Source organism: Candidatus Brocadiaceae bacterium (genome assembly GCA_012728835.1).
Classification (GTDB): domain Bacteria; phylum Planctomycetota; class Brocadiia; order SM23-32; family SM23-32; genus JAAYEJ01.
Map to the genome: position 1 here is coordinate 50116 of JAAYEJ010000026.1, position 21493 is coordinate 71608.

The 21493-nt window shown below is 71.1% G+C and carries 18 protein-coding genes; 14 read left to right on the plus strand and 4 right to left on the minus strand.

The window, feature by feature from the left end; all coding sequences use genetic code 11:
- Nucleotides 1–51: 51 nt before the first annotated feature.
- Together leuC and GXY85_03945 are read right to left on the minus strand one after the other, a co-directional pair.
- On the minus strand, nucleotides 52–1314 hold the full coding sequence (gene leuC / locus GXY85_03940) for a 3-isopropylmalate dehydratase large subunit (protein ID NLW49980.1): 1263 nt from the start codon (nucleotides 1312–1314) through the stop codon (nucleotides 52–54).
- Nucleotides 1315–1641: 327 nt separating this feature from the next.
- Entirely contained in the window at nucleotides 1642–2265 is a 624-nt protein-coding gene (locus GXY85_03945; protein ID NLW49981.1) for a TetR/AcrR family transcriptional regulator, read from the minus strand.
- 391 nt (nucleotides 2266–2656) lie between these two features.
- Between GXY85_03945 and glmS the strand changes: the two genes are divergently transcribed.
- The 7 genes from glmS (at nucleotide 2657) to GXY85_03980 (ending at nucleotide 11922) form a co-directional block, all read left to right on the plus strand.
- Entirely contained in the window at nucleotides 2657–4480 is a 1824-nt protein-coding gene (glmS, locus tag GXY85_03950) for a glutamine--fructose-6-phosphate transaminase (isomerizing) (GenBank protein NLW49982.1), read from the plus strand.
- Between the two features lie 5 nt (nucleotides 4481–4485).
- Nucleotides 4486–5721, plus strand: coding sequence for a glucose-1-phosphate thymidylyltransferase (locus GXY85_03955; GenBank protein ID NLW49983.1), 1236 nt, complete (start codon nucleotides 4486–4488; stop codon nucleotides 5719–5721).
- Between the two features lie 91 nt (nucleotides 5722–5812).
- Nucleotides 5813–6781: a hypothetical protein gene (locus tag GXY85_03960; GenBank protein NLW49984.1), complete on the plus strand. Its 969-nt coding sequence runs from the start codon at nucleotides 5813–5815 to the stop codon at nucleotides 6779–6781.
- Between the two features lie 88 nt (nucleotides 6782–6869).
- Nucleotides 6870–8153: a 6-phospho-beta-glucosidase gene (locus tag GXY85_03965; GenBank protein ID NLW49985.1), complete on the plus strand. Its 1284-nt coding sequence runs from the start codon at nucleotides 6870–6872 to the stop codon at nucleotides 8151–8153.
- Between the two features lie 36 nt (nucleotides 8154–8189).
- On the plus strand, nucleotides 8190–9503 hold the full coding sequence (locus GXY85_03970) for an FAD-dependent oxidoreductase (protein NLW49986.1): 1314 nt from the start codon (nucleotides 8190–8192) through the stop codon (nucleotides 9501–9503).
- A complete protein-coding gene (locus tag GXY85_03975) occupies nucleotides 9500–10948 on the plus strand; it encodes a sulfatase-like hydrolase/transferase (GenBank protein NLW49987.1) in 1449 nt (482 codons plus the stop codon). Before GXY85_03970 ends, GXY85_03975 begins: the two co-directional genes overlap by 4 nt.
- Before the next feature lie 38 nt (nucleotides 10949–10986).
- On the plus strand, nucleotides 10987–11922 hold the full coding sequence (locus GXY85_03980) for an acetylxylan esterase (GenBank protein NLW49988.1): 936 nt from the start codon (nucleotides 10987–10989) through the stop codon (nucleotides 11920–11922).
- A gap of 82 nt (nucleotides 11923–12004) precedes the next feature.
- On the opposite strand, the gene GXY85_03985 is transcribed toward GXY85_03980, so the two are convergent.
- Both GXY85_03985 and mfd read right to left on the minus strand, forming a co-directional pair.
- Nucleotides 12005–13000, minus strand: coding sequence for a Gfo/Idh/MocA family oxidoreductase (locus tag GXY85_03985; protein ID NLW49989.1), 996 nt, complete (start codon nucleotides 12998–13000; stop codon nucleotides 12005–12007).
- 134 nt (nucleotides 13001–13134) lie between these two features.
- Entirely contained in the window at nucleotides 13135–16413 is a 3279-nt protein-coding gene (mfd, locus tag GXY85_03990) for a transcription-repair coupling factor (protein NLW49990.1), read from the minus strand.
- Between the two features lie 217 nt (nucleotides 16414–16630).
- On the opposite strand from mfd, the gene pheA reads away from it, so the two are divergent.
- From pheA to GXY85_04025, 7 genes are read left to right on the plus strand one after another with little or no spacing between them, the layout of a single operon-like run.
- A complete protein-coding gene (gene pheA, locus GXY85_03995) occupies nucleotides 16631–17695 on the plus strand; it encodes a prephenate dehydratase (protein ID NLW49991.1) in 1065 nt (354 codons plus the stop codon).
- A 48-nt stretch (nucleotides 17696–17743) separates the two neighbouring features.
- On the plus strand, nucleotides 17744–18511 hold the full coding sequence (locus GXY85_04000) for a triose-phosphate isomerase (protein NLW49992.1): 768 nt from the start codon (nucleotides 17744–17746) through the stop codon (nucleotides 18509–18511).
- Nucleotides 18512–18520: 9 nt separating this feature from the next.
- Nucleotides 18521–19051, plus strand: coding sequence for a preprotein translocase subunit SecG (gene secG, locus GXY85_04005; protein NLW49993.1), 531 nt, complete (start codon nucleotides 18521–18523; stop codon nucleotides 19049–19051).
- Nucleotides 19044–19931, plus strand: coding sequence for a YicC family protein (locus tag GXY85_04010; GenBank protein NLW49994.1), 888 nt, complete (start codon nucleotides 19044–19046; stop codon nucleotides 19929–19931). The genes secG and GXY85_04010 overlap by 8 nt, the downstream gene beginning before the upstream one ends.
- A 23-nt stretch (nucleotides 19932–19954) precedes the next feature.
- Nucleotides 19955–20569: a guanylate kinase gene (gmk, locus tag GXY85_04015; protein ID NLW49995.1), complete on the plus strand. Its 615-nt coding sequence runs from the start codon at nucleotides 19955–19957 to the stop codon at nucleotides 20567–20569.
- Between the two features lie 16 nt (nucleotides 20570–20585).
- The gene (locus tag GXY85_04020) at nucleotides 20586–20861 is read left to right on the plus strand and encodes a hypothetical protein (GenBank protein ID NLW49996.1); all 276 of its coding nucleotides are present in this window, start codon (nucleotides 20586–20588) and stop codon (nucleotides 20859–20861) included.
- A 39-nt stretch (nucleotides 20862–20900) separates the two neighbouring features.
- Entirely contained in the window at nucleotides 20901–21452 is a 552-nt protein-coding gene (locus GXY85_04025; GenBank protein ID NLW49997.1) for a phosphopantothenoylcysteine decarboxylase, read from the plus strand.
- Nucleotides 21453–21493: the final 41 nt, after the last annotated feature.

Genomic DNA, 21493 nt, shown 5'->3' on the forward strand with positions numbered 1-21493 from the left:
TCAGCAGCAGTCCCGCCCGACCCCGCCGGACGGGACCTCCCTGGCGGGCCCTCAGGCCACGTCGTCCGGATGGGTGATACGGCCCGTGACGGCGCTGGCGGCTGCAACGGCCGGGTTGCACAGGTACACCTCGCTGTCGAAGTGCCCCATGCGCGTGCGGAAGTTGCGGTTCGTCGTGGCCAGTGCGCGTTCGCCCGCTGCCAGCACGCCCATGTGGCCGCCCAGGCAGGGGCCGCAGGTCGGCGTCGAAACGGCCGCCTGGGCGTCGATGAACACGTCGATCAGCCCCTCGTCCAGTGCCTGGCGGTAGATCGCCTGGGTGGCGGGGAAGACGATCAGGCGGGTCCTGGCCGCCACCTTCTTGCCTCGCAGGACCTCGGCCGCCAGCCGCAGGTCGCTGATGCGCCCGTTCGTGCACGAACCGATGACCACCTGGTCGACCGACACGTCGGCAAACTCCTCGACCGGGCGCACGTTCGACGGCAGGAACGGCGCGGCCACCTGCGGGCTCAGGCCGCTGACGTCCCACTGGCGGGTCTCGACGTACCGGGCGTCCTCGTCGCTGGCGTAGTGCACGGCCTTGCCCTTCAGGCGGCCTTTGCAGTACTCCTTCGTCGCGGTGTCCGGGGCGATGATGCCGTTCTTGCCGCCCGCCTCGATGGCCATGTTGCACATCGTGAAGCGGTCGTCCATCGGCAGCGCCTCGATGGCCGGGCCGCAGAACTCCATGGCGCGGTAGAGCGCGCCGTCGACCCCGATCTGGCCGATCGTGTGCAGGATCAGGTCCTTGCCGCCGACCCAGCGGGGGCGCTCGCCCGTGAAGACGAACCGCATGGACTCCGGCACGCGCAGCCAGACCTTGCCGGTTGCGAAGCATGCCCCCAGGTCCGTGCTGCCCACGCCCGTGCTGAAGGCGCCCACGGCGCCGTAGGTGCACGTGTGCGAATCGGCGCCGATGACCAGATGGCCGGGCCCCACCAGGCCCTGCTCGGGCAGGAGGGCGTGCTCGATGCCGACGCGCCCCACCTCCCAGTAGTTCCGTATCTTGTGCTTCTCGGCAAACTTGCGCAGAGCCAGGCCCAGCGTGGCGGCCTTGATGTCCTTGTTCGGCGTGAAGTGGTCGGGCACCAGTGCGATCCTCTTCGCGTCGAACACGCGCTCGAAGCCCGCCTTCTCGAACTCCTCGATGGCGATCGGCGCGGTCACGTCGTTGCCGAGGCACAGGTCCACGCTCGCCATCACGTACTGGCCCGGCGCCACGGCCTCTTCGCCGCTGTGCGCCGCCAGGATCTTCTCGGTGATCGTCATGCCCATGGCCAAGCTGATCCTCCCGTATCGGCCCCGTCAGTCCGTGTTCGGCCACCCGGCCGCCACCCCGGACGGGGGGGCGATGGCCCCGCCGACGCCTCACGAGCGAGTCGGACAGGATCCGCACTGCGTCTCGGGGTGGAAATGGCCATTATAGCCGCGCGCGATGCCAATGCAACGCCGAGCGCCCGCGTCGCCCACCGAAGTACCGTCAGCCCCGGCATCCTCCACCCTCCAGCCCCGAGAAGAAGTCCGCGATCCACAGACTGGACCTCATTCGCCCACCGGCACAGACACGCGCGTCCTGGCGTCCCGCCCCGACCGCCCCGCGGCCTAACCCGGTTCGAACGCCGCATCCAGCAGCAGCCTCTTGGCGCGGGCCGCCACGCGGGCGAACGTCTCCTCCCCCGTCTTGCGGAAGTAGAACACCAGGCCGACCAGCATGCTCCAGACCGCGTCGACGGTGGCTGCGGGGTCCTCCAGGGCGTGCAGCCTGGCGGCGCGCTCCAGCGCGCGGGCAGCCAGCGCTTTGCAGGCGTCTTCCTTTGCACGCAGCCGCTTCAACTGGTCCTCGTCGAGCGCCGATTCCCGCGTGTACGGCTTCTCGCGCTGCATGACGAAGAAGATGATGTCGAAGTACTCCGGGTAATCGCGGGCGAACCCGATGAACGCGTCGATGAGCCTTGAGGCCTGTACGCGGGGATCGTCGGAGGGGCTGCCGGCGCCGCCGAGGCGTTCGATCAGGCGGTCGAAGCCCTCCATGAGCAGTTCGGCGTAGAGGGCGCCCTTGCCGGGGAAGTAGAGGTAGAGCGTGCCGGGCGCCAGTTCGGCGGCGCGCGCGATTCGGGGCACGGTCGTGGCGGCGTATCCGTGCCTCCAGAACAGCGTGCGGGCGGCCGCCAGGATGGCCTGGCGCCGTTCCTGCCGTTCCCGTTCCCGCCGTTCCCCGGTGCTCAATCGCGCCCTCTCTGAACTGGACTCAGGAAATGAATGTCGTTCAGTATACCACGCGGCGGCCGCGTGTCAACGGAAATCGCTCCGTCCCGGCGGGCTCGTCGCCTCAGGGGTGGCGCCGGGCGCGCACGGGGGCGGCGGCGGGCAGGGGCGCGTGCACGGGCGCACGCACGGGCGCACGCGCCAGCCGTTCCTCCTGTGTTGGGGTTGGCGCCGGGCACGTGCGGGGGCAGCGGCGGGCGCCCTCGCCCGGCGGGGGGGCGGCGCGGGCAGGGGCGCGTGCACGGGCGCACGCGCCCCCACGCACGGTGGCGCAGGCGCTCGTTGACGCGGGCTGCCAGTCTGCGGTAATGTGGTGCCTCCAAGGGGGCATCGGCCAGAGGGGACAGAGGGCATGTGCGGCATCTTCGGCTGCGTCGGACCACGCGCGGGCGTGCGCGTGCTGATGGAGGGCCTGAAGCGGCTGGAGTACCGGGGCTACGATTCGTGGGGATTCGCCCTCGGGCACGCCGGCGGGCTGCTGATCCACCGTCGGGCGGGGGAGATATCGGCTGCTCCGCCGCCGGCCGCCGACCCCGCCGGATGCTGGGGCGTGATCGGCCACACGCGCTGGGCCACGCACGGGCCCGCCACGGAGCGGAACGCCCATCCGCACACGGACTGCGCGGGTCGGCTGGCGCTGGTGCACAACGGCATTGTCGAGAACCACGCGGAACTGCGGGCCGGCCTCGAGGCGCGGGGGCACGTCTTCCGCAGCGAGACCGATACGGAGGTCATCGCCCACCTCATGGAGGAGTGCCTGAAGGACGGCGAGGACTTCCGCTCGGCCTTCCTGAGCGCGCTCAAGGTGCTGGAGGGCCCCTACGCGGTCGCCGCGCTCTCGTTGACGGCGCCGGGCGTCGTCCTGGCGGCGCGGCGCGGCAGCCCCATGGTGCTGGGCGTGGGACAGGGCGAGATGCTGCTGGCCAGTGACGTGGCGGCGCTGATCGACCACACGCGCGATGCCGTCTACCTGGACGACGGCGAGGCGGCGGCGGTGACGGGCGAGGGCTTCAAGACGTTCGACCTGGACTCGGCGCCGCTGACGAAGAAGGTCCGGCAGATCGCGTGCGACCTGCCGGAGATCCAGCGGGGCGGCTACGCGCACTTCATGCTCAAGGAGATATTCGAGCAGCCGGACACGGTGCGCAACGCGCTGCGCGGACGCATCGTGCGCGCGGCGGGCATGGCGAAGCTGGGGGGCATCGACGAGCGCCTCCTGCGGGCCGCGCGCCGGTGCCACATCGTGGCGTGCGGCACGTCGTGGCACGCGGGGCTCGTGGGCAAGTACCTGCTGGAGAACCTGGCGCGCGTGCCCACGCAGGTGAGCTACGCGGCCGAGTTCCGCTATGCGCGCCCGGTCATCGAGCCCGGCACGCTGGTGATCGCCGTCAGCCAGTCGGGCGAGACGGCCGACACCCTGGCCGCCGTGCGCGAGGTGCGGCGGCAGGGCACCCCGGCGATCGGCGTCTGCAACGTGGTGGGCTCCAGCATTGCGCGCGAATGCGGGCAGGGCGTCTACCTGCACGCCGGCCCGGAGATCGGGGTGGCGAGCACGAAGGCATTCACCTCGCAGGTGGCCGTTCTGGCGCTGCTGGCCATGCACATGGGCCGGATGCGGGACATGCCGCTGCGCGACGCGCTGCGGTATCTGGACGCGCTGGAGCGGCTGCCGGAGCAGGTCGAGGAGGCCCTGGGCTGCGAGGGCGGTGTCCGGGAGATCGCCGACGAGTTTTTCCGCTCGGCCAATGCGCTCTACGTCGGGCGGCTCTACGAGTTCCCGGTGGCCCTGGAGGGGGCGCTGAAGCTCAAGGAGACCTCGTATGTGCATGCCGAGGGCATTCCGGCCGCCGAGCTGAAGCACGGGCCGATCGCGCTGGTGGACCGGGAGATGCCGGTCGTCGTGCTGGCGGCGCAGTCGGGCGTCCTGGGCAAGGTCATGAACAACGTGGAGGAGATTCGTGCGCGCGGCGGGCGCATCATCGCCGTGGCCCGTGCGGGCGACGACCGGCTGCCCCGCCTGGCGGAGCGCACCGTCTTCGTGCCGGCCACGCTGGACCCGCTGGTGCCCATGCTGGCCGTCGTCCCCCTGCAACTGCTGGCCTACCACGTGGCCGTGCGGCGGGGCTGCAACGTGGACCGGCCGCGCAACCTGGCCAAGAGCGTTACCGTGGAGTGAGACCGATGCCCGAAGGCAGCGTCGTTCTGTTCGAAGACGAGTTCGTGAGCGACATGTACCCCATCACGCTGACGCGGCCCGCGTTCGCCGTGACCTGCGGCGCGCTGAACCTCTACGACGTGGCCCGCATGGTCGGCGAGCGCGTCGGCTACGTCGTGCGCGACTACCTGGCGGACACGACGGCGTGCCTGTATGCGGACGAGCGGCCGGCGGCCGGCCCGACGCTGATGTTGAACGCCGCCCTGGCGCCGGACGCCCGGCACGTGGCGCGCCTGCGCGCCCTGCTGGCGGCGGGCGAGCCGTTCCTGTGCACGACCGGCCGGCGAGTGGCGGCCGCCCTGGTGCCGGCCGGGGTGCCGCTGCCGGACGACCTGTCGCCCGCCACGGCCATGCCCTGGCTGCTGGAGCGCGGCCTGCCTCTGCGCGAGGAGGAGGGGCTGCGGACGTTCGACTACCCGTTTCACCTGATCGGCGTGCTCGAGGAGCTGTTCCCGGCCAACCTGCAGGCGCGCATCGCCGCCGGCGGCCTTCGCGAGGTCCGGCCGGGGGTGTTCGTGGGCACGGACGTCGATCTGGCCGAGACGGCCGTCGTCCGTGCCGACAAGGGCCCCGTCGTGCTGGACGACGGCGTGCAGGTGATGGAGTTCGCATACCTGGTCGGCCCGCTCTACGTGGGCCCCCATTCGCGCATCATCGAGCGCGCGTCGGTCAAGGAGTCCGTCTCCATCGGCCGCCTGTGCAAGATCGGCGGCGAGGTGGAGGCTTCGGTGATCGAATCGCACACAAACAAACAGCATCACGGTTTCCTGGGGCACGCCTACGTCGGCTCGTGGGTGAACCTGGGTGCCGGCACGAGCAACAGCGACCTGAAGAACACCTACGGCACGGTGCGCGTGGAGCACCAGGGGCGCAAGCTGGACACGGGCCTGCAGTTCCTCGGCTGCGTGATCGGCGACTTCTCCAAGAGCGCCATCAACACGAGCATCTTCACGGGCAAGATCATCGGCGTCTCCAGCATGCTGTACGGCTTCGTGGGGCAGAACGTGCCGAGCTTCTGCAACTACGCGCGTTCGTTCGGCCAGATGACCGAGTGCACGATCGACCAGGCCGTGACCACCCAGCGGCGCATGTTCGCCCGCCGCAGCATCGAGCAGACGGTCCAGGACGTGGCCCTGCTGCGCGCCGTCCACGAGCGGACCCGCTCGGAGCGGTGCTGGAGCACCCTCCCGCCCGTCCTGTAGCGTGCCCCGGGCGGCTTGCCGGTGCGACGGCCGGGCGGTAGAATGCCGGGACGCGTATGGGACGGTCCCCCACACGGCCTGCGGAGGCGTCATGTTTCTGGGTATCGATGGCGGAGGAACGAAGACGGCCGGCGTCCTGGTCGACCAGGGGGGCCGCCTGCTCGCGCGCGAGTTGGCCGGGCGCTCGGCGTTCGTCGGCCGCCCGTCGGACGAGGCGTGCGCGGTCCTGAAGGGACTGGTGGACGCCGTCTGCGGGCAGGCCGGGATCGGCGCCGGCGACATCGCGTTCGCCGGGCTGGCGCTGAACGGAGTGGACTTCCCCGCGGACCTGCCCCTGCAGCGCGGCGTCGTTGCCGACGCGATCGGCGTGCCGGTCGAGCGCAGCTTCATGGCCAACGACGGCATCGGCGCGCTCTGGGGCGCGACGGCCGCCGAGCGGGCGGTGCTGTTGCAGCACGGCTCCGGGTTCACGTCGGCCTATCGGAACGGGTACGGCACCGAGCGGCTCTTCGACCATCTGAACGTCGGCCGGCAGTTCGATCTGCGGGCCGAGGTCGTGCGCCAGGTCGGGCGCATGCTGGACGGCCGCACGCAGGTGACGCCGCTGAAGGACGCCCTGCTCGATTACATGGGTGTGACGGAGGAGCAGTTCCCCGAAGGAGTCTACAAGGGCCGCGTGCCGCTCGGCTCGCGCTCGCGCAGCGCGCCGCTGGTGTTCGCGGCCTGGCAGCAGGGCGATCCGGTCGCGACCGAGATCGTCGCCCAGGCCGCCGCAGACTACGCCGTCACCGCCTGCGCCATGATCCGGCGCGTCGGCGGCGGCGCGGCCGAGGCCATCTTCGGCGGGGGCGTCATCCGGCAGGCGCCCCCGGAGTTCTGGAGCATGCTGACGGCGCGGGTGAAGGCGGAGTGCCCCGATGCCGTCGTGCGGCCGCCCGAACTGCCGCCGGACCTGGGGGCGGCCATCATGGGCTGTTTCTACGCCGGCGGAGACCCGGCGGCGTTGTTCGAGTCCCTCAGGACGGACTGGAGCCGGCGGCCGTCCGTAGTGAGGACGTGACGGCCGGCTTGCAGGCCAGGACGCACAGGCGAGGCCGCCTGTGCCACACAGGAAGGCTTCTTCAACGGGTTGTCAGGGGAACGCGGCAATGACCGATAGGTTGACCATCTGCCTCGTGGGGGCCGGGAGTTCCTACACGCCCGAGATCGTGCACGGCCTGCTGGGACTCTCGCCCGAGCGTCTGCCCATCGGCGCCGTGCACATGACCGACATCGACGAGCGCCGCCTCTCCATCATGGCCGGCCTGTCGCGCCGCATGGTGGCCGCAGCGGGCAGCGACGTCGAGGTCCGCGACGACGTCTCGCTGGACGCCATGCTTCAGGGAGCGGACTTCGTCGTCACCGAGGTCCGCGTCGGCGGCATGGAGGCGCGCTACCTGGACGAGAGCATCCCGCTGAAATACGGCATCATCGGCCAGGAGACCACCGGCCCGGGCGGCATGATGAAGGCCCTGCGCACGATCCCGCCCATGATCGAGATCGCCCGGGCGGTCGAGCGCGTCTGCCCCGACGCCTTCATCCTGAACTACACGAACCCGAGCGGCATCGTCACCGAGGCCGTGACCAAACACACGGGCGCGCGCTTCGTGGGGCTCTGTTCCGGCCTCCCGGGCATCACCCAGCGCATCCGCGAGAAGCTCGCCGACGTCTACCCCGACCTGCACGTCTACTGCGTCGGCCTGAACCACCTCGGGTTCGTCCATCGCATGGTCTCGGACGGGCGCGACGTGACGGCCGACGCCATTGCGCGGCTCTACTCGCAGGACGAACGGGCGGGGGTGGACAACGCCCAGATGGCCGTGGCCCGGCTGGTCAACACGATCGATGCCGTGCCGATCAGCTACGTGAACTACTTCTACCGGCGCCGCCAGCGCGTGGAGCAGGCCCAGGCGGCACCCGAGACGCGCGCGCAGGCGATCATGAAGATCCAGAAGGACGTCTTCGAGGAGGCCGCCCGCCAGGACGTGCACACCAAGCCCCAGGCGCTCGCGAAGCGCGGGGGCGGCGGCTACTCGAACGTCACCTTCTCCGTCATGGACGCCATCCGGAACGACACGGGCGCCGAGATCGCGTGCAGTGTGCCCAATCGGGGGACGGTCGAGCAGATCGACGACGACGCGTCGGTCGAGGTCGTCTGCCGGTTCGGCCGCCGGGGGCCCGTCCCGGTGCCCGTCGGCCCGATCCCGCCGGCGTTCCGGGGCCTGGTGCTGGCCGTCAAGGCGTACGAGACGCTCACGGTCCAGGCGGCGGTCACGCGCAGCCGGAAGACGGCCCTCCAGGCGCTGCTGAACCACCCGCTGGTCGGCGACCTGGACGTCGCGGCGCCGCTGCTGGACGAGATGCTCGAGGCCCACGGGCTGGACTTCCGTTGAGGCCGGTCGGACTCCTCGTTCCGGGAGGGCTTCCCCATGACCGACACAGTCGTGCGAACGGAGGAACGCGGCATCCGCGTTCTTCATGACGTGGACGTGATCGTCGTCGGCGGCGGACCGGGCGGCATCGGCGCCGCCGTGGCGGCCGCCCGCCTGGGCGCCCGGACGCTGCTGTGCGAGCAGTACGGCTTCCTGGGCGGCATGGCCACGGCCGGGCTCGTCGAGCCGTTCATGTGGAGCGGCCTGGAGGGGCAGCGGTTCGATACGGGCATCTTCCGCGAGTGGTGCGCCGCGATGGAGCGCATGGGGGGCCTGGCGCCCAACGGCAGCACGTTCTGCTCCGAAGTCGCCAAGCTGGCCGCCGAACACCTCTGCCTGGACGCGGGCGTGCAGCTCCTCTACCACGTGCAACTGGACCGGCCCGTGATGGCGGGGCGCGACATCGACTGCGTCCTGATGCTGGGCAAGAGCGGCCTGACGGCCCATCGCGCCCGCGTCTTCGTCGACGCCACGGGCGATGCCGACCTGGCCGCGCGCGCCGGCTGCCGCATCGAGTACGGCCGGCCCGAAGACGGGCAGGTGCAGCCCATGACGCTCTGCTTCGACATGGCCGGCGTCGACCTCGCCGCCATGCCCGGGCAACACGTCATCAACGAGCTGTACCAGAAGGCGCGGGCGGAAGGGCGGGTGCACTGCCCGCGCGAAAACGTGCTCTGGTTCCGCACGCTGGAACCCGACCGCATCCACTTCAACACCACGCGCATCGTCGGGTACAGGGCCACGGACACGCTCTCCTATTCCGAAGCCGAGGTCGAGGGGCGCCGCCAGGTCGTGGAGTACGTGGAGTTCCTGCGGCGCGACGTGCCGGGGTTCGAGCGGGCGCGGCTGCACGCGCTGGCCGTGACGATGGGCGTGCGCGAGAGCCGCCGCGTGCGCGGGCGCGCCTACCTGACGCGCCGCGACTACGAGAGCGCCGCGAAGTTCCCCGACGGCATATGCCGTGTGAACTACGTGATCGACATCCACAGCCCCACGGGAGAGGGCACCGAGATCGTGTCCATGCCGCCGGGGGAGTGGTACGAGATACCCTACGGCTGCATCGTGCCGCGCGGCTGCGAGAACCTGCTGGTGGCCGGCCGCCCCATCAGCGTCGACCATGCCGTGCACTCGTCCATGCGCGTCATGCCGCCGGCCTGCACCATCGGGCAGGCGGCCGGCACGGCGGCGGCCCTGGCCGTGCGCGAGCAGGCGTCGCCGGCGGAAGTGGACGGCGTGCAGGTGCGCCGCTCGCTCATCGAGCAGGGGGTCTGGCTGGAAGGTCCGCCTCCGGAGAGGGAGGAGGCATCGTGAACCTCGTCATCATCGTCAGCGACACGTTTCGTTGGGACTACATGGGTGCGTACGGAAACGACCGCATCCATACGCCCAACCTGGACAGGCTGGCCGCCGAGGGCACCGTGTTCCTGGACGCGTTCGCCGAGGGCCTGCCGACGATCAACGCCCGGCGCGTGATCTACACCGGGCGGCACATCTTCCCGTTCCAGTACCGCCCCCAAAGGTCCGACCCCATCCAGCAGCACGGCTGGCACCCGCTGTATGACGAGGACGTAACGCTGGCCGAGCACCTGCGCGACCGCGGGTACTTCACGGCCCTCTTCAACGACGTCTACCACCTGATGAAGCCCGGCAAGAACTTCCACCGGGGATTCCGCCAGTGGGAGTGGGTCCGCGGCCAGGAAGGCGACCCGGACATCCTGCCCGACCGGGCGAAGGTCGCCGACCTGCTGGAGCGGGCCGCCCCGGGGCGGGAGATCGCCGACGACGCCTGGATCATCCAGCATCTGCTGCGGCGCCGGCAGTGGAAGAGCGACGCCGACACCATCGTCGGCCGCACCATGACGCGCGCGGCCGACTGGGTGCGCGGCTACAGCCTCGACAAGCCCTTCTACCTCCACGTGGAGGTCTTCGACCCGCACGAGCCCTGGGACCCGCCCGCCGAGTACGCCCGGCGCTATGAACGCGACTACGGCGACAGCCTGGACGGCTGCCTGGCACCCTCCACCATGGACGGCGTGCGCGACGACCAGCACTTCCGCAACATCCGTGCCGCCTACGCCGGCGAGGTGACGCTGGTGGACCGCTGGACCGGCCACCTGCTGGACGCCCTGCGCGAGACCGGCCGCATGGACGAGACCCTGGTCATCTTCACCAGCGATCACGGCTGCATGATGGGCGAGCAGGGCCTGATCCACAAGGGCACCGACCGCCTGCACAACCAGGTGACGAAGCTGCCGCTGATCGTCCGCCACCCGGCCGGACGGGCGGCGGGGGCGCGTGTGCCCGGCTTCTGCCAGCATCAGGACATCATGCCCACGGCCCTGGACATCCTGGGCGAGCCCGTGCCGGACCGCGTGCTGGGCCGCAGCCTCTGGCCGCAGGCCCTCGGCCAGGGCGGCGCGCCCGACCACGTCGTGAGCGCCTTCTGCTTCCATGCCTGCTGCCGCACCGCGAAGTGGAACTACGTGCGGCCGTGGTTCAAGGCCGCCACGACGCAGGTCCGCGAGGGCCGGCTGTTCGGATCGCTGAACATGGAAGAGAAGCTCTACGACCTGGAAGCGGACCCGCAGGAACTGACAAACGTGGCCGCGCAGCACCCCGACGTCACGGCCGACCTGTCCAGGCGGCTCAACGCGCACATCGAGCGCATGCGGCCGCTGACGAACGGCACGCTCCAGGGCGTGGCCGAGATCGGCGCGCAGATGACCTTCGACGGACTGCCGCGCCTGGACGCGTGACGTGCACGGAGGAAGAGTCTTCTACTGATGGAGGCTGCATGGAATCCCCGCGGAAATGGTATCCGTCGGCGACGGAAGTGGATGGGTGGTGCCGTGCCGTGTTCCGGCGCGCGGAAGGCGCCGACGTGGGCGGCGAACTGCTGGACCCGCTGCCCTGGTCGGCCGTCGGCGGCATCCGGCACGCGCGCATGCGCTATGTGGCGTTCCACTCCGTAGCCCTGGGCACGTGGTACGGCATCTGGCAGCCGTGCCCGTCCGGCCGCGGCCCCCTGCTCGTCCACGTGCCGGGCTACGCGGCCGAGATGAGCGCGCATCCGGAACTGACGGCCGACGGCTACAACGTGCTGCACGTCAACCCGCTCGGCTACGTCACCCCCGAGGGGCCGGACCTCTCGAAGCGTGTCGATGACGCCTGGCCGGTGCTGCCGGACACGGTGCGCACGCTCGGCGAGGGCGGCTACTTCGACTGGCTCACCCAGGCGGCGGCGGCCACCCTCTGGGCGCTCCGGCAGGACGGCGTCAGGGGAGACGGCCCGGCGTTCTTCGGCACCAGTCAGGGCGGCGGCGGCGCGCTGCTGCTCGGCAGCATCCTGGCCGACGAGGGCGTGCGGGCCGTTGCGGCGGACGTGCCGTACCTGACGGACTTCGCGTGGGTCTACGAGCACAAGTCCGGCGCGGCCTACGCCCGGATCACCGGGCCGCTCCAAGCCCTGGCCGAGGACGGGCCGCAGCGGCTCGCGGCCGGGTGGAAGGCGCTCGGCTTCGTCGACACGCTCAGCCATGCCCACCGGCTGTCCATGCCGGTGCTGCTGACGGCGGGCTCGGTCGACACCACCTGCCCGCCGGAGACCATCCGCGCGCTGTTCGAGCGCCTGCCCGGCACGCGCGCCTACGTGGAACTCGGCGGCCAGTCGCACGGCTACACCGTGCCGTTCATGACGCTCACCCGCGCCTGGATGCGCCTGCACGTGTAACCGGCCGCGGCCTCGACAGGCGGCGGCACCGCCGTCGCTACGGGGACGACGACGGCGGGCGGGTGGACCGCCCGGGGCGCCGTCAGTCGGCCGTGTACTCGTCCCGGCGCGCGCTCATGCACTGCGCGATCTTGAGAGACTGCCGCGCGCTGCGCAGGTCGCCCACCGGGCGGCGCCCGGCGCGGATGTCGTCGAAGAACGACGCGTTCTCGCCGAAGAAGCCGTCCAGGACGAACGCCTCGTCCGTCCCGGCCAGCTTCGTGGCGGTCACGTCGTGCACGGGCTCGCGGGTGCGGAAGTGCACCAGCCGGCCCTCCACGTCGGAGCCGCTGACGGGGTGGTGCAGGACGATCGTGTGATCGAGCGCGTGAAGCTGTGCGCGTTCGACCGTCATGCCCGCCACGGGGCAGAAGCTCAGGTGGCCGGTCGCGCCGGATTTGAACGTGCAGTCCATGAAGATGTTGGCGACGCCGGGCCCCAGCTCGGGCATCTCCCGGTAGTGGAAGCGCACGTGCGCGTAGTCGCTGCCGATCAGGAAGCGAGTGGCGTCGATGCCGTGGATGGCCGTCGTCGAGAAGTCCGTGTCCTTCCGCTGCACGCGCACCATCTCGTAGCGGATGTGCTGGACGGCTTCGGGGGGGATCTCCTCGGTGAGGATGCGGCGGAACTCGCGATTCAGCGGGGCGTAACGCCGGTTGAACGCCACCTGCTGGGCCACGCCGGCCGCCTCGGCCGCCGCGATCATCTGCTCCAGCTCCTCGGGCGTGCGGCCGGGCGGCTTCTCCATCATCAGGGGGTAGCCCATCGACATGACCCGGCAGGACAACTCGCACGTGACCGGCACCGGGGAGACCAGGCAGACGGCGTCCGGCCGCTCGGTCTCGAGCATCCGGTCCAGGTCGGTGTAGCAGCGGGCGAAGCCGAACTTGTCGCGGAATCGCTCCGCGCGGTCGGCGATCAGGTCGCAGCAGGCGGCCAACTCGGTGTCCGGCCGCGCGGCCGCATAGGCGGCATAGGACGGGCCGTGTCGCCCGGTGGCGATGCCGCCGCAGCCGATGGTGCAGATTCGGAAGGCCATGCTCTCCTCCTGCCCCGGCAGGGCGGGGCGCCCCTCGAGCCAGAGTGTCGAAACGGTCGGGCAGTATACGTCGCTGCGTGCGGCCTGTCACGCGCCGAGGGCGGGGGGCGGTTCCACACTCCATCGACGGGCGGTCAGGGCACGCGGGCCGGCGCGCGGCCCAGCAGCTTGCGCAGGAACGCGGCCGTGGCTTCCGGGCTGTCGGCCGGGAAGCCGTGGTCGATCACGGCCAGGTCTTCGGCGATCCTGCGGGGACGGGCCGGCGCCGTGGCGAACCAGCGTTCCATGGCCGCCTCGTCCCGTACGCTCAGGTGGATGCGGCCGTCGCGGACGTGGACGGCGGCGAGCCCGGCGCGCGCGGCGAGCACGCGCAGCTCGGCCTGCAGGAGCAGGTTCTCCGCCGGGCGGGGCGGCGGTCCGAAGCGATCCCGCAGCGCCGCCCGGACTTCCTGGATGCCGGCCAGCCCGGTGGCGCGATGGAGCCGGCGGTAGATCTCCATCTTCTGGCGCGGCGTGGGCACGTAATCGTCCGGCAGGTAGGCGTCCAGACCCAGTTCCACGGTCACGTCGGGCGGCTCCTCGGGCGGGCGGCCCTTGAGTCCGCGCACGGCCTGGGCGAGCAGGCGGCAGTAGAGGTTGTAGCCGACGGCGGCGATGTGGCCCGACTGGGCGGGCCCCAGGATGTTGCCTGCGCCGCGCATCTCCAGGTCGCGCAGGGCGATGTCGAACCCCGCGCCCAGGTGCGAGTAGCGGCGGATGGCGTCCAGCCGGCTCTGGGCTTCGGGGGTGACGGGGCGGCTCTCCGGCACGAAGAAGTAGGCATAGGCCTTGTGGATGTAGCGGCCCACGCGGCCGCGCAACTGGTGCATCTCCGCCAGGCCCAGCAGGTCCGACCGGTTCAGGACGATCGTGTTCGCGTTCGGGATGTCCAGGCCGCTCTCGACGATCGTGGTGCTGACCAGCACGTCGATCCTGCCGTCGATGAAGTCGTCCATGGTCCCGGCCAGCTCGTTCTCGGGCATCCGGCCGTGGGCGACGGCCACGGTGGCCTCGGGCACGATGGACCGGACGCGGTCGGCGAAGTCCGTGATCGAGTGCACGCGGTTGTGGATGACGAAGACCTGCCCCTGGCGGTTCAGCTCGCGCAGGACGGCGTGGCGCAGTATCTGGGGGCTGAAGCGCGAGACCCTCGTCTCGATGGCCTGGCGGTCGTGGGGAGGCGTCTGGAGGGCCGAGATCTCGCGCAGCCCCATCAGCGCCATGTGGAGCGTGCGGGGGATGGGGGTGGCCGACAGGGTGAGCACGTCCACGGTGCGGCGCAGCTTCTTGAGGGACTCCTTGTGTTCGACGCCGAACCGCTGCTCCTCGTCGATGATGACCAGCCCCAGGTTCTTGATGCGGACGCTGCTCTGCACCAGGCGGTGCGTGCCGATGACGACGTCCACGGTGCCCTCGGCCAGGCCCGCCAGCACGCGGCGCGTCTCGGCGTCGGTCAGGAACCGGCTGAGCATCTCCACGCGGACGGGGTAGTCGGCCATGCGTTCGGAGAAGGTGCGGAAGTGCTGCTGCGCCAGCACGGTGGTGGGCACGAGCATGGCCGCCTGGCGGCCGCCCATCACGCAGCGGAAGGCCGCCCGCATGGCGATCTCCGTCTTGCCGTAGCCGACGTCGCCGCAGATCAGGCGGTCCATGGGCTGCGGCGAACACATGTCTCGCCGCACCTCCTCGGCCGCCCGGAGCTGGTCCTCGGTCTCCTCGTAGGGGAACTCGGACTCGAACTGCTGCTGCCACTCCGTGTCGTCCGGGGCGGCGATGCCCTGCTGGGTCTCGCGCAGGGCCTGCACCTCGAGCAGCTCGGCGGCCATGTCTTCGATCGCCTCTCGGGCGCGCTCCTTCGCGCGCCACCAGCCGGCGCTCCGGATGTGGCTCAGCTCGGGCCGGCGGCCGCCCACGCCGATGTAGCGGTGCACCAGCTCGATGCGGTCGCACGGCACGTGCACGTGCACCTGCTCGGCAAACTCGATCTCCAGGTACTCGCGCGTGCGCCCGCCCTGCTCCAGCACGCCGGTGCCCAGGAACCGCCCGATGCCGTGATCGACGTGCACGACCAGGTCGCCGGGCGAGAGGTCCTGCACCGACTCGACCGGCCGGCCCTCCTGCGCGTGCGGCACGAACCGCCGCTGCCGATACCGGCCGAACAGGCGGTGATGGGGGATCAGCGCCAGCCCGGCCTCCGCGCAGAGCACGCCGTGATTGAGCCGCCCGATGCCGAACCGGAGGCCGTCCAGCCCGTTCGGCCCGCGGCCCTGAAGGAGCGCCCGCAGGCGGCGGGCCTCGGCCTCGCTCATGCAGTAGACGGTCGCCGCGTCGTGCGCGCGACAGACGCGCGCCAGCTCTGCGAACGTCGAATCCAGGTCGGGGCCGAACACGTCCCGCTGAGCCATCGGCACCCGGACTACGTCCCCGTCGGCCCCCTCGCCGTCGGTGCGGAACTCCACGCGCGGCCGTCCCTCGACCGCCGCCCACAGGGCCGGCGGCGGCACCAGCAGGCCGCTCTGTTCGGCCTGGTCATAGACCTCCTGCGCGCGGCCGCGCAGCCGGTCGGGGTCGACCAGGTACACGGCGGCGTCCTGCGGCAGGTGGTCCAGCAGGCTTGCCGAGGGCCGTTCGCCCGCGCCCGTATGCTCCGCGGCGGCCAGCAGGCAGCTCTGGGCCCGGTCGACGGAGAGCTGGGATGCGGGATCGAAGCTGCGGATCGACTCGACCTCGTCGCCGAAGAACTCGATGCGTACGGGCCGCGTGGCCCCGTGCGAATAGACGTCCAGGATGCCGCCGCGCAGGGCGTACTGCCCGGGGGCCGCGACCTGTGGCAGGGCCAGGTAGCCGTGGTCGGCCAGCCAGGCGGCCAGCGCGTGCGGGTCCGCCGCCTCGCCGCGGCGGATGGTGCGCGAGCCCTCGCGCAGGGCGTCGGCCGAGGAGGTCGGCTCCATCAGCGCGTTGACGGCTGCGGCCACCACGCGGGTCGCAGCGGTGGGGGCCAGGTAGGCGTCGGCCTCGGGCGGGCCGTCGTCGGGGTCCGGGCCGAAGGCCAGGTGGCGCAGTACGTGCAGGCGGGCCCTCAGGACCACCTCGCTGGGCTCGTCGGCGTCGCCCGGCAGCACCTCCAGGGGGGGGAAGTGGCAGGCGAGCGCCGGGCGGAACAGGTCCACGTCCTCGGCGAACTCCTCGGCCTCCTCGCCCGTGGCGCAGACGATCAGCGTCGGCGTACGTACGTTCTCCGCCAGCCAGGCAGCGAGCAGGGCGGCTCCGCTGCCGGCCGCGCCGATCACCGTGACCTTCCCGCGGGCGCGCAGAAGGTCCGGCAGCCGCCTCACCGAGGCCAGGCCGCCGATCCTGTCCAGTGGATCCGACATCCCGCCTTGACTGAAGTGAGGACGCGAAGGCACGGGGCGGGACCAACGCCTCCATTATAGCGCGGCCGGGCCGGCCCGGCCAGCGAAGCGGGCCCATTTCGTTTGACAGCCCGGGGCCGTTTCCATATACTGATCCCACGGTGTACGCGCAGCAGGGGACTTCGTTTCTCCGGAACGGCCGGCGCGCACAAGCCCGCCCTGTTTCGAAAGTGTCGCGATGACACTGGACGAACTCCGTAGACAGGTGGACGAACTCGACAGGCAGATCGTGCGCCTGGTCAACGAGCGGGCCAAGGTGGCCTGTGAGATCGGCCATCTGAAGAGGCGCGACAACAACGCGCTCTACGTCCCGTCGCGCGAGAAGACCGTCTACGACAACATCTCGGCCCTCAACGAGGGGCCGCTGCCGGACCGGTGTCTGAAGGCCGTCTACCGGGAGATCATGAGCGGGTGCCTGGCGCTGGAGACGCCCCTGAAGGTGGCGTATCTGGGCCCTGAAGGCACCTTTACGCACGTGGCCGCACGGACGAAGTTCGGAGACTCGGTGAGCTACCTGCCGGCCGCCACGCTGGATGAGGTGTTTTCGGAGGTCGAGCGGGGCCGCGCCGATCACGGCGTGGTGCCGGTGGAGAACTCAACCGGCGGAGGGATTCACGAGACGCTCACGCGCTTCCTGTCCAGCCCGCTGAAGGTCTGCGCGGAGGTGCTGCTGGAGATCCACCACGCCCTGATGGCCCGGTGCCCGCAGGAGGACGTGCGAAAGATCTACAGCAAGGGCGAGGTGCTGGGGCAGACGCGGCGATGGCTCCAGGAGCACATGCCCGGCGTGGCGCTGGCCGAGATGCGCAGCACCAGCGCGGCGGCGGCCCAGGCCGCCGCCGAGCCGGACGCCGCCGCCATCGGCAGCGCCAGCCTGGCGCCCGTGCACGGCCTGCGCGTGCTGGCGGACCGCATCGAGGACTACGCGCACAACGCCACGCGGTTCTTCGTGCTCGGGCGGAGCATGAGCGAGCCGACGGGCAACGACAAGACAGCCGTCCTGTGCAGTGTGCGCGACAAGGTCGGGGCGCTCCACGACCTGCTGGAGCCGTTCAAGGAGTTCGGCATCAACATGACGAAGATCGAGTCCTTTCCCTCGCCGACCGCCCCCTGGCAGTACCATTTCTTCGTCGACTTCCTCGGACATCCCGAGCACGAGGAGACGCAACGCGCGCTTCAGGCCATGGAGGCCGAATGCGTCTCCTTCAAGGTGCTCGGCGCATTCGCCCGCTGGGAGGGCTGAGCGTCCGGGGCCTCGGCGTTTCACGTACCCTGAGAATAGGCTGAACACATGAGAGCGTTGTTCGTCGCAGGCAACTGGAAGATGAACCTGGACGGCGCAGGGGCCGTGGCCCTGGCCGGCGCGCTGCGGAACGAGTTCGGCGAGACGCGGGCGGTGCGGATTGCCGTGTTCCCGCCGTTCGTCTATCTGAAGTCCGTCGCCGACGTGCTGTCCGGCAGCGCCGTCGCCGTCGGCGGGCAGAACATGTCCAGCGAGCCCTCCGGCGCCTTCACCGGCGAGGTCGCCGGCTCGATGCTGCTCGACGCGGGCTGCCGCTACGTCATCCTGGGCCATTCGGAACGCCGCCACGTGCTGGGCGAAAGCGACGAGTTCATCAACCGCAAGGTCCACCGCGCGCTCGAGACGGGCCTCTCCCCGATCCTGTGCGTGGGCGAAACGCTCGAACAGCGCGAGGCCGACCGCACCGACGAGGTGATCGCCGGCCAGCTCGAGAGCGGCCTGCAGGGCGTCTCCGCCCGGCAGATGGAGGACCTCACCATCGCCTACGAGCCCGTCTGGGCCATCGGCACCGGGCGCACCGCCTCCCCCGAGCAGGCCCAGGAGGTCCACGCCCTGCTGCGCCGCCTGTTGACCGACGCCTACGGGGCCGAAACGGCCGAGGCCACCGCCATCCAGTACGGCGGCAGCGTCAAGGCGGACAACGCCGGGCGGCTGCTGTCCATGCCCGACGTCGACGGCGCGCTGGTCGGCGGGGCGAGCCTGAAGGCCGACTCCTTCGGCGGCATCATCCACGCCGCCCTGAATCTCACGCGATGAGGCGGACGGATGGAACCTGAGGTACTGCGCGGACTGATCAAGAAGGCGGCCGTGATCGCCTCGTTCTTCGCCGTGGCCCTGATCTTCTACCTGCTGAAATGGCGCGCGGCGCTCGTGGCCTACGTGATCGTCGTCGGCTTCCTGGCCACGCTGGCCATCCTGATCCAGAGCGGCAAGGGAGGCGGCCTGGCCGCGTCCCTGGGCGGCCTCGGCGTCGATTCGATGCTCGGCAGCCATTCGGCCACCCCCATCGCCAAGGCCACTTACATCATGCTGGCCCTGTGCCTCTTCATCCTGATCCTCACGGCGCGCCTGGGCCCCGCGCGCGAGGAGGTCGAGGGGATCGTGCCGGTCAGGGAGGCCCCGGTGCAGTTGCCCCTCGGGGATCTGCCGCCGTTGACCGACGCGCCGGCCGATGCCGGCGCGCCGGCCGATGCCGGCGCCCCGGCCGATGCCGTCCCGGCGGATGCCGGCGCGCCGCCGGCCCAGCCGGAATCGGGTGCGGCCCCGCAGCCGGAAGAGGCGGTCGCCAATGATTAGGAGCATGACGGGGTTCGGGGCCGCCGAGGTGCAGGCGGAGCAGTGGACCGTGCGCGCGGAGCTGCGCTCGGTCAACCACCGCGACCTGCAGGTGTCCTTCCGCGTGCCGGACGCGTTCGGCGCGAAGGAGATCGAACTCCAGAGGCTCATCGAGGCGCGCGCGCGCCGCGGCCACGTGCGCCTGGCGGTCTCCGTGCAGGTCAAGGCGGATCAGACGGACGTGCTGGTGGACACCGCGCAGATCGAAGGGTACGTGCGGGTGCTCAAGGCCCTGGCGGAACGCGGCGGGGTGCCCGTGCAGATCGACCTGGCGGGGCTGTTGCGGCTGCCCGGCGTCCTGCGGGACGTGACGACGGACGGAGAGTTGCGCGGTCGGCTCTGGCCCTCCGTGCTCGAGTCGGTCGAGGCGGCCCTGGCCGCCATGGTCTCGATGCGCGAGACCGAGGGAGCGAACTTGGCCGTGCAGCTCCACGAGGTCTGTGCGGCCGTCGAGGCGGCCGTCGCCCGGATCGAGGTGGCCGTGCCGGACGTGACGGCGGCCTACCGGGACCGGCTGACGGAGCGGATCGAGACGCTGCTGGACGGCACCGGCGTGGCCGCCGGCGAGGAGGCGCTGGCGCGCGAGGTGGCCTACTTCGCCGAGCGGGCGGACGTCAGCGAGGAGGTCGCCCGGCTGCGCAGCCACGTGGCGCAGTTCCGGGATGCGCTCGACAGCGACGAGGAGGCCGTGGGCCGGCGCCTGGAGTTCCTGGGGCAGGAGATGCTGCGCGAGGCGAACACGATGGCGGCCAAGCTGCCGGCCGGCGATCAGATCCGGGACGCGATGGATCTGAAGGGCCTGATCGACCGTGTGCGCGAGCAGGTGCGCAACGTCGAGTAGCCGGAGGGTTTCGGGCGGAGCGATTGGCACCGAAGAGCAACAGAGACGCGGCCGGCCGGCTGGCCCGGCCCGGACGGGTGTTCGTCCTCTCGGGCCCGAGCGGCGTGGGGAAGAACACCATCGCCGACAGGCTGCGTGCGCGCGGCCTGGCGGTGCGCGCCGTGACCGCGACCACGCGGGCGGCCAAGCCCGGCGAGCAGCACGGACGCGACTACCTGTTCGTCAGCGAGGAGGAATTCGGCCGGTGGCTTCGCGAGGGCCGGCTGGCCGAATCCACGTGCTACGTCGGCCACCGCTACGGGACGCCCCTGGCCTCCGTGGAGGCCGCCGGGGCATCGGGCCGGCCCGTCGTGCTGACGATCGACGTGGACGGCGGATTGCAGTTGAAGCGGCGGTTCCCGGCGGTGACGCTCATCTTCGTGGAGCCGCCGTCGGAGGCGGAGTTGCGCCGGAGGCTCCGGACCAGAGGACGCGACGACGCCGAGACCATCGAGCGCCGCATCCGGAGAGCGCTCGAGGAGTGTGCACTGGCGGCGGATTACGACTTCCGCGTCGTCAACGATGACCTCGATACGGCCGTCGAGACGGTGGCCGAGATCCTGACGCAGCGTGCGGGACACGACGAGACACGTTCCTGAAGTGTGAGGGAGCCGGATGAAGAGCAAGAGCCAGGAAGGGCGGGTGGAGGAACTCAGCAAGCTGGTCGGGGGCCGTTTCCGGCTCACCGTGCTGATCCAGAAGCAGGCGCAGGAGTACTACGCCGCCGGCCGCACGTTCATGCCCAGCGTGCGGAACTTCGACGAGCTGTTCAACTACATCCTCGATGAGATCGAGGACGGCACGATTCAGCTCGCAGAGCGCGAGCCGGGCGCCGAGATCGAGCCCGGTCTGCAGCCGTCGGACCTGCTGGGGGCCGACGAACAGATCTGACGCGCGCCCCGACGCGCGCCATGCGCCGGAGTTCCCCCGATGGAACCCACGAGCAGCAACGTGATCCTGGGCGTGACGGGCAGCATCGCCGCCTACAAGGCCGCCGCCGTCGTGCGCGCCCTCACCGCGCAGGGCCACGCCGTGCAGGTGGTCATGACGGCCTCCGCCTGCCGGCTGGTCGGCCCGGCGACGTTCCGCGCCCTCTCGGGCCGCCCGGTCCTCACTGAGATGTTCGCCGAGGACGCCCACGCGAGCCTGCCCCACATCTCGCTGGCCGAATGGGCGCACGTGCTGGCGATCGCGCCCGCCACGGCCAACGTGCTGGGCAAGATCGCCAACGGCCTGGCCGACGACATCCTCACGTGCACGTGGATGGCCTGCGACTGCCCCAAGGTGCTCGCCCCGGCCATGAACGACCGCATGTGGTGCAGCCCGGCCGTCGAGCGCAACTGTGCCTATCTGCAGGCCCTCGAAGGGGTGACGTTCGTCGGCCCCGTCGAGGGCCGTCTGGCCAGCGGCCGCACCGGCATGGGCCACATGGCGTCCGTCCAGGAGGTGGTGGCGGCCGTCAACGCCGCCCTGCGCCGTTGAACTCCCCCGGCCGCGTCCCCGAAGGACCGAGACCGCAGGAG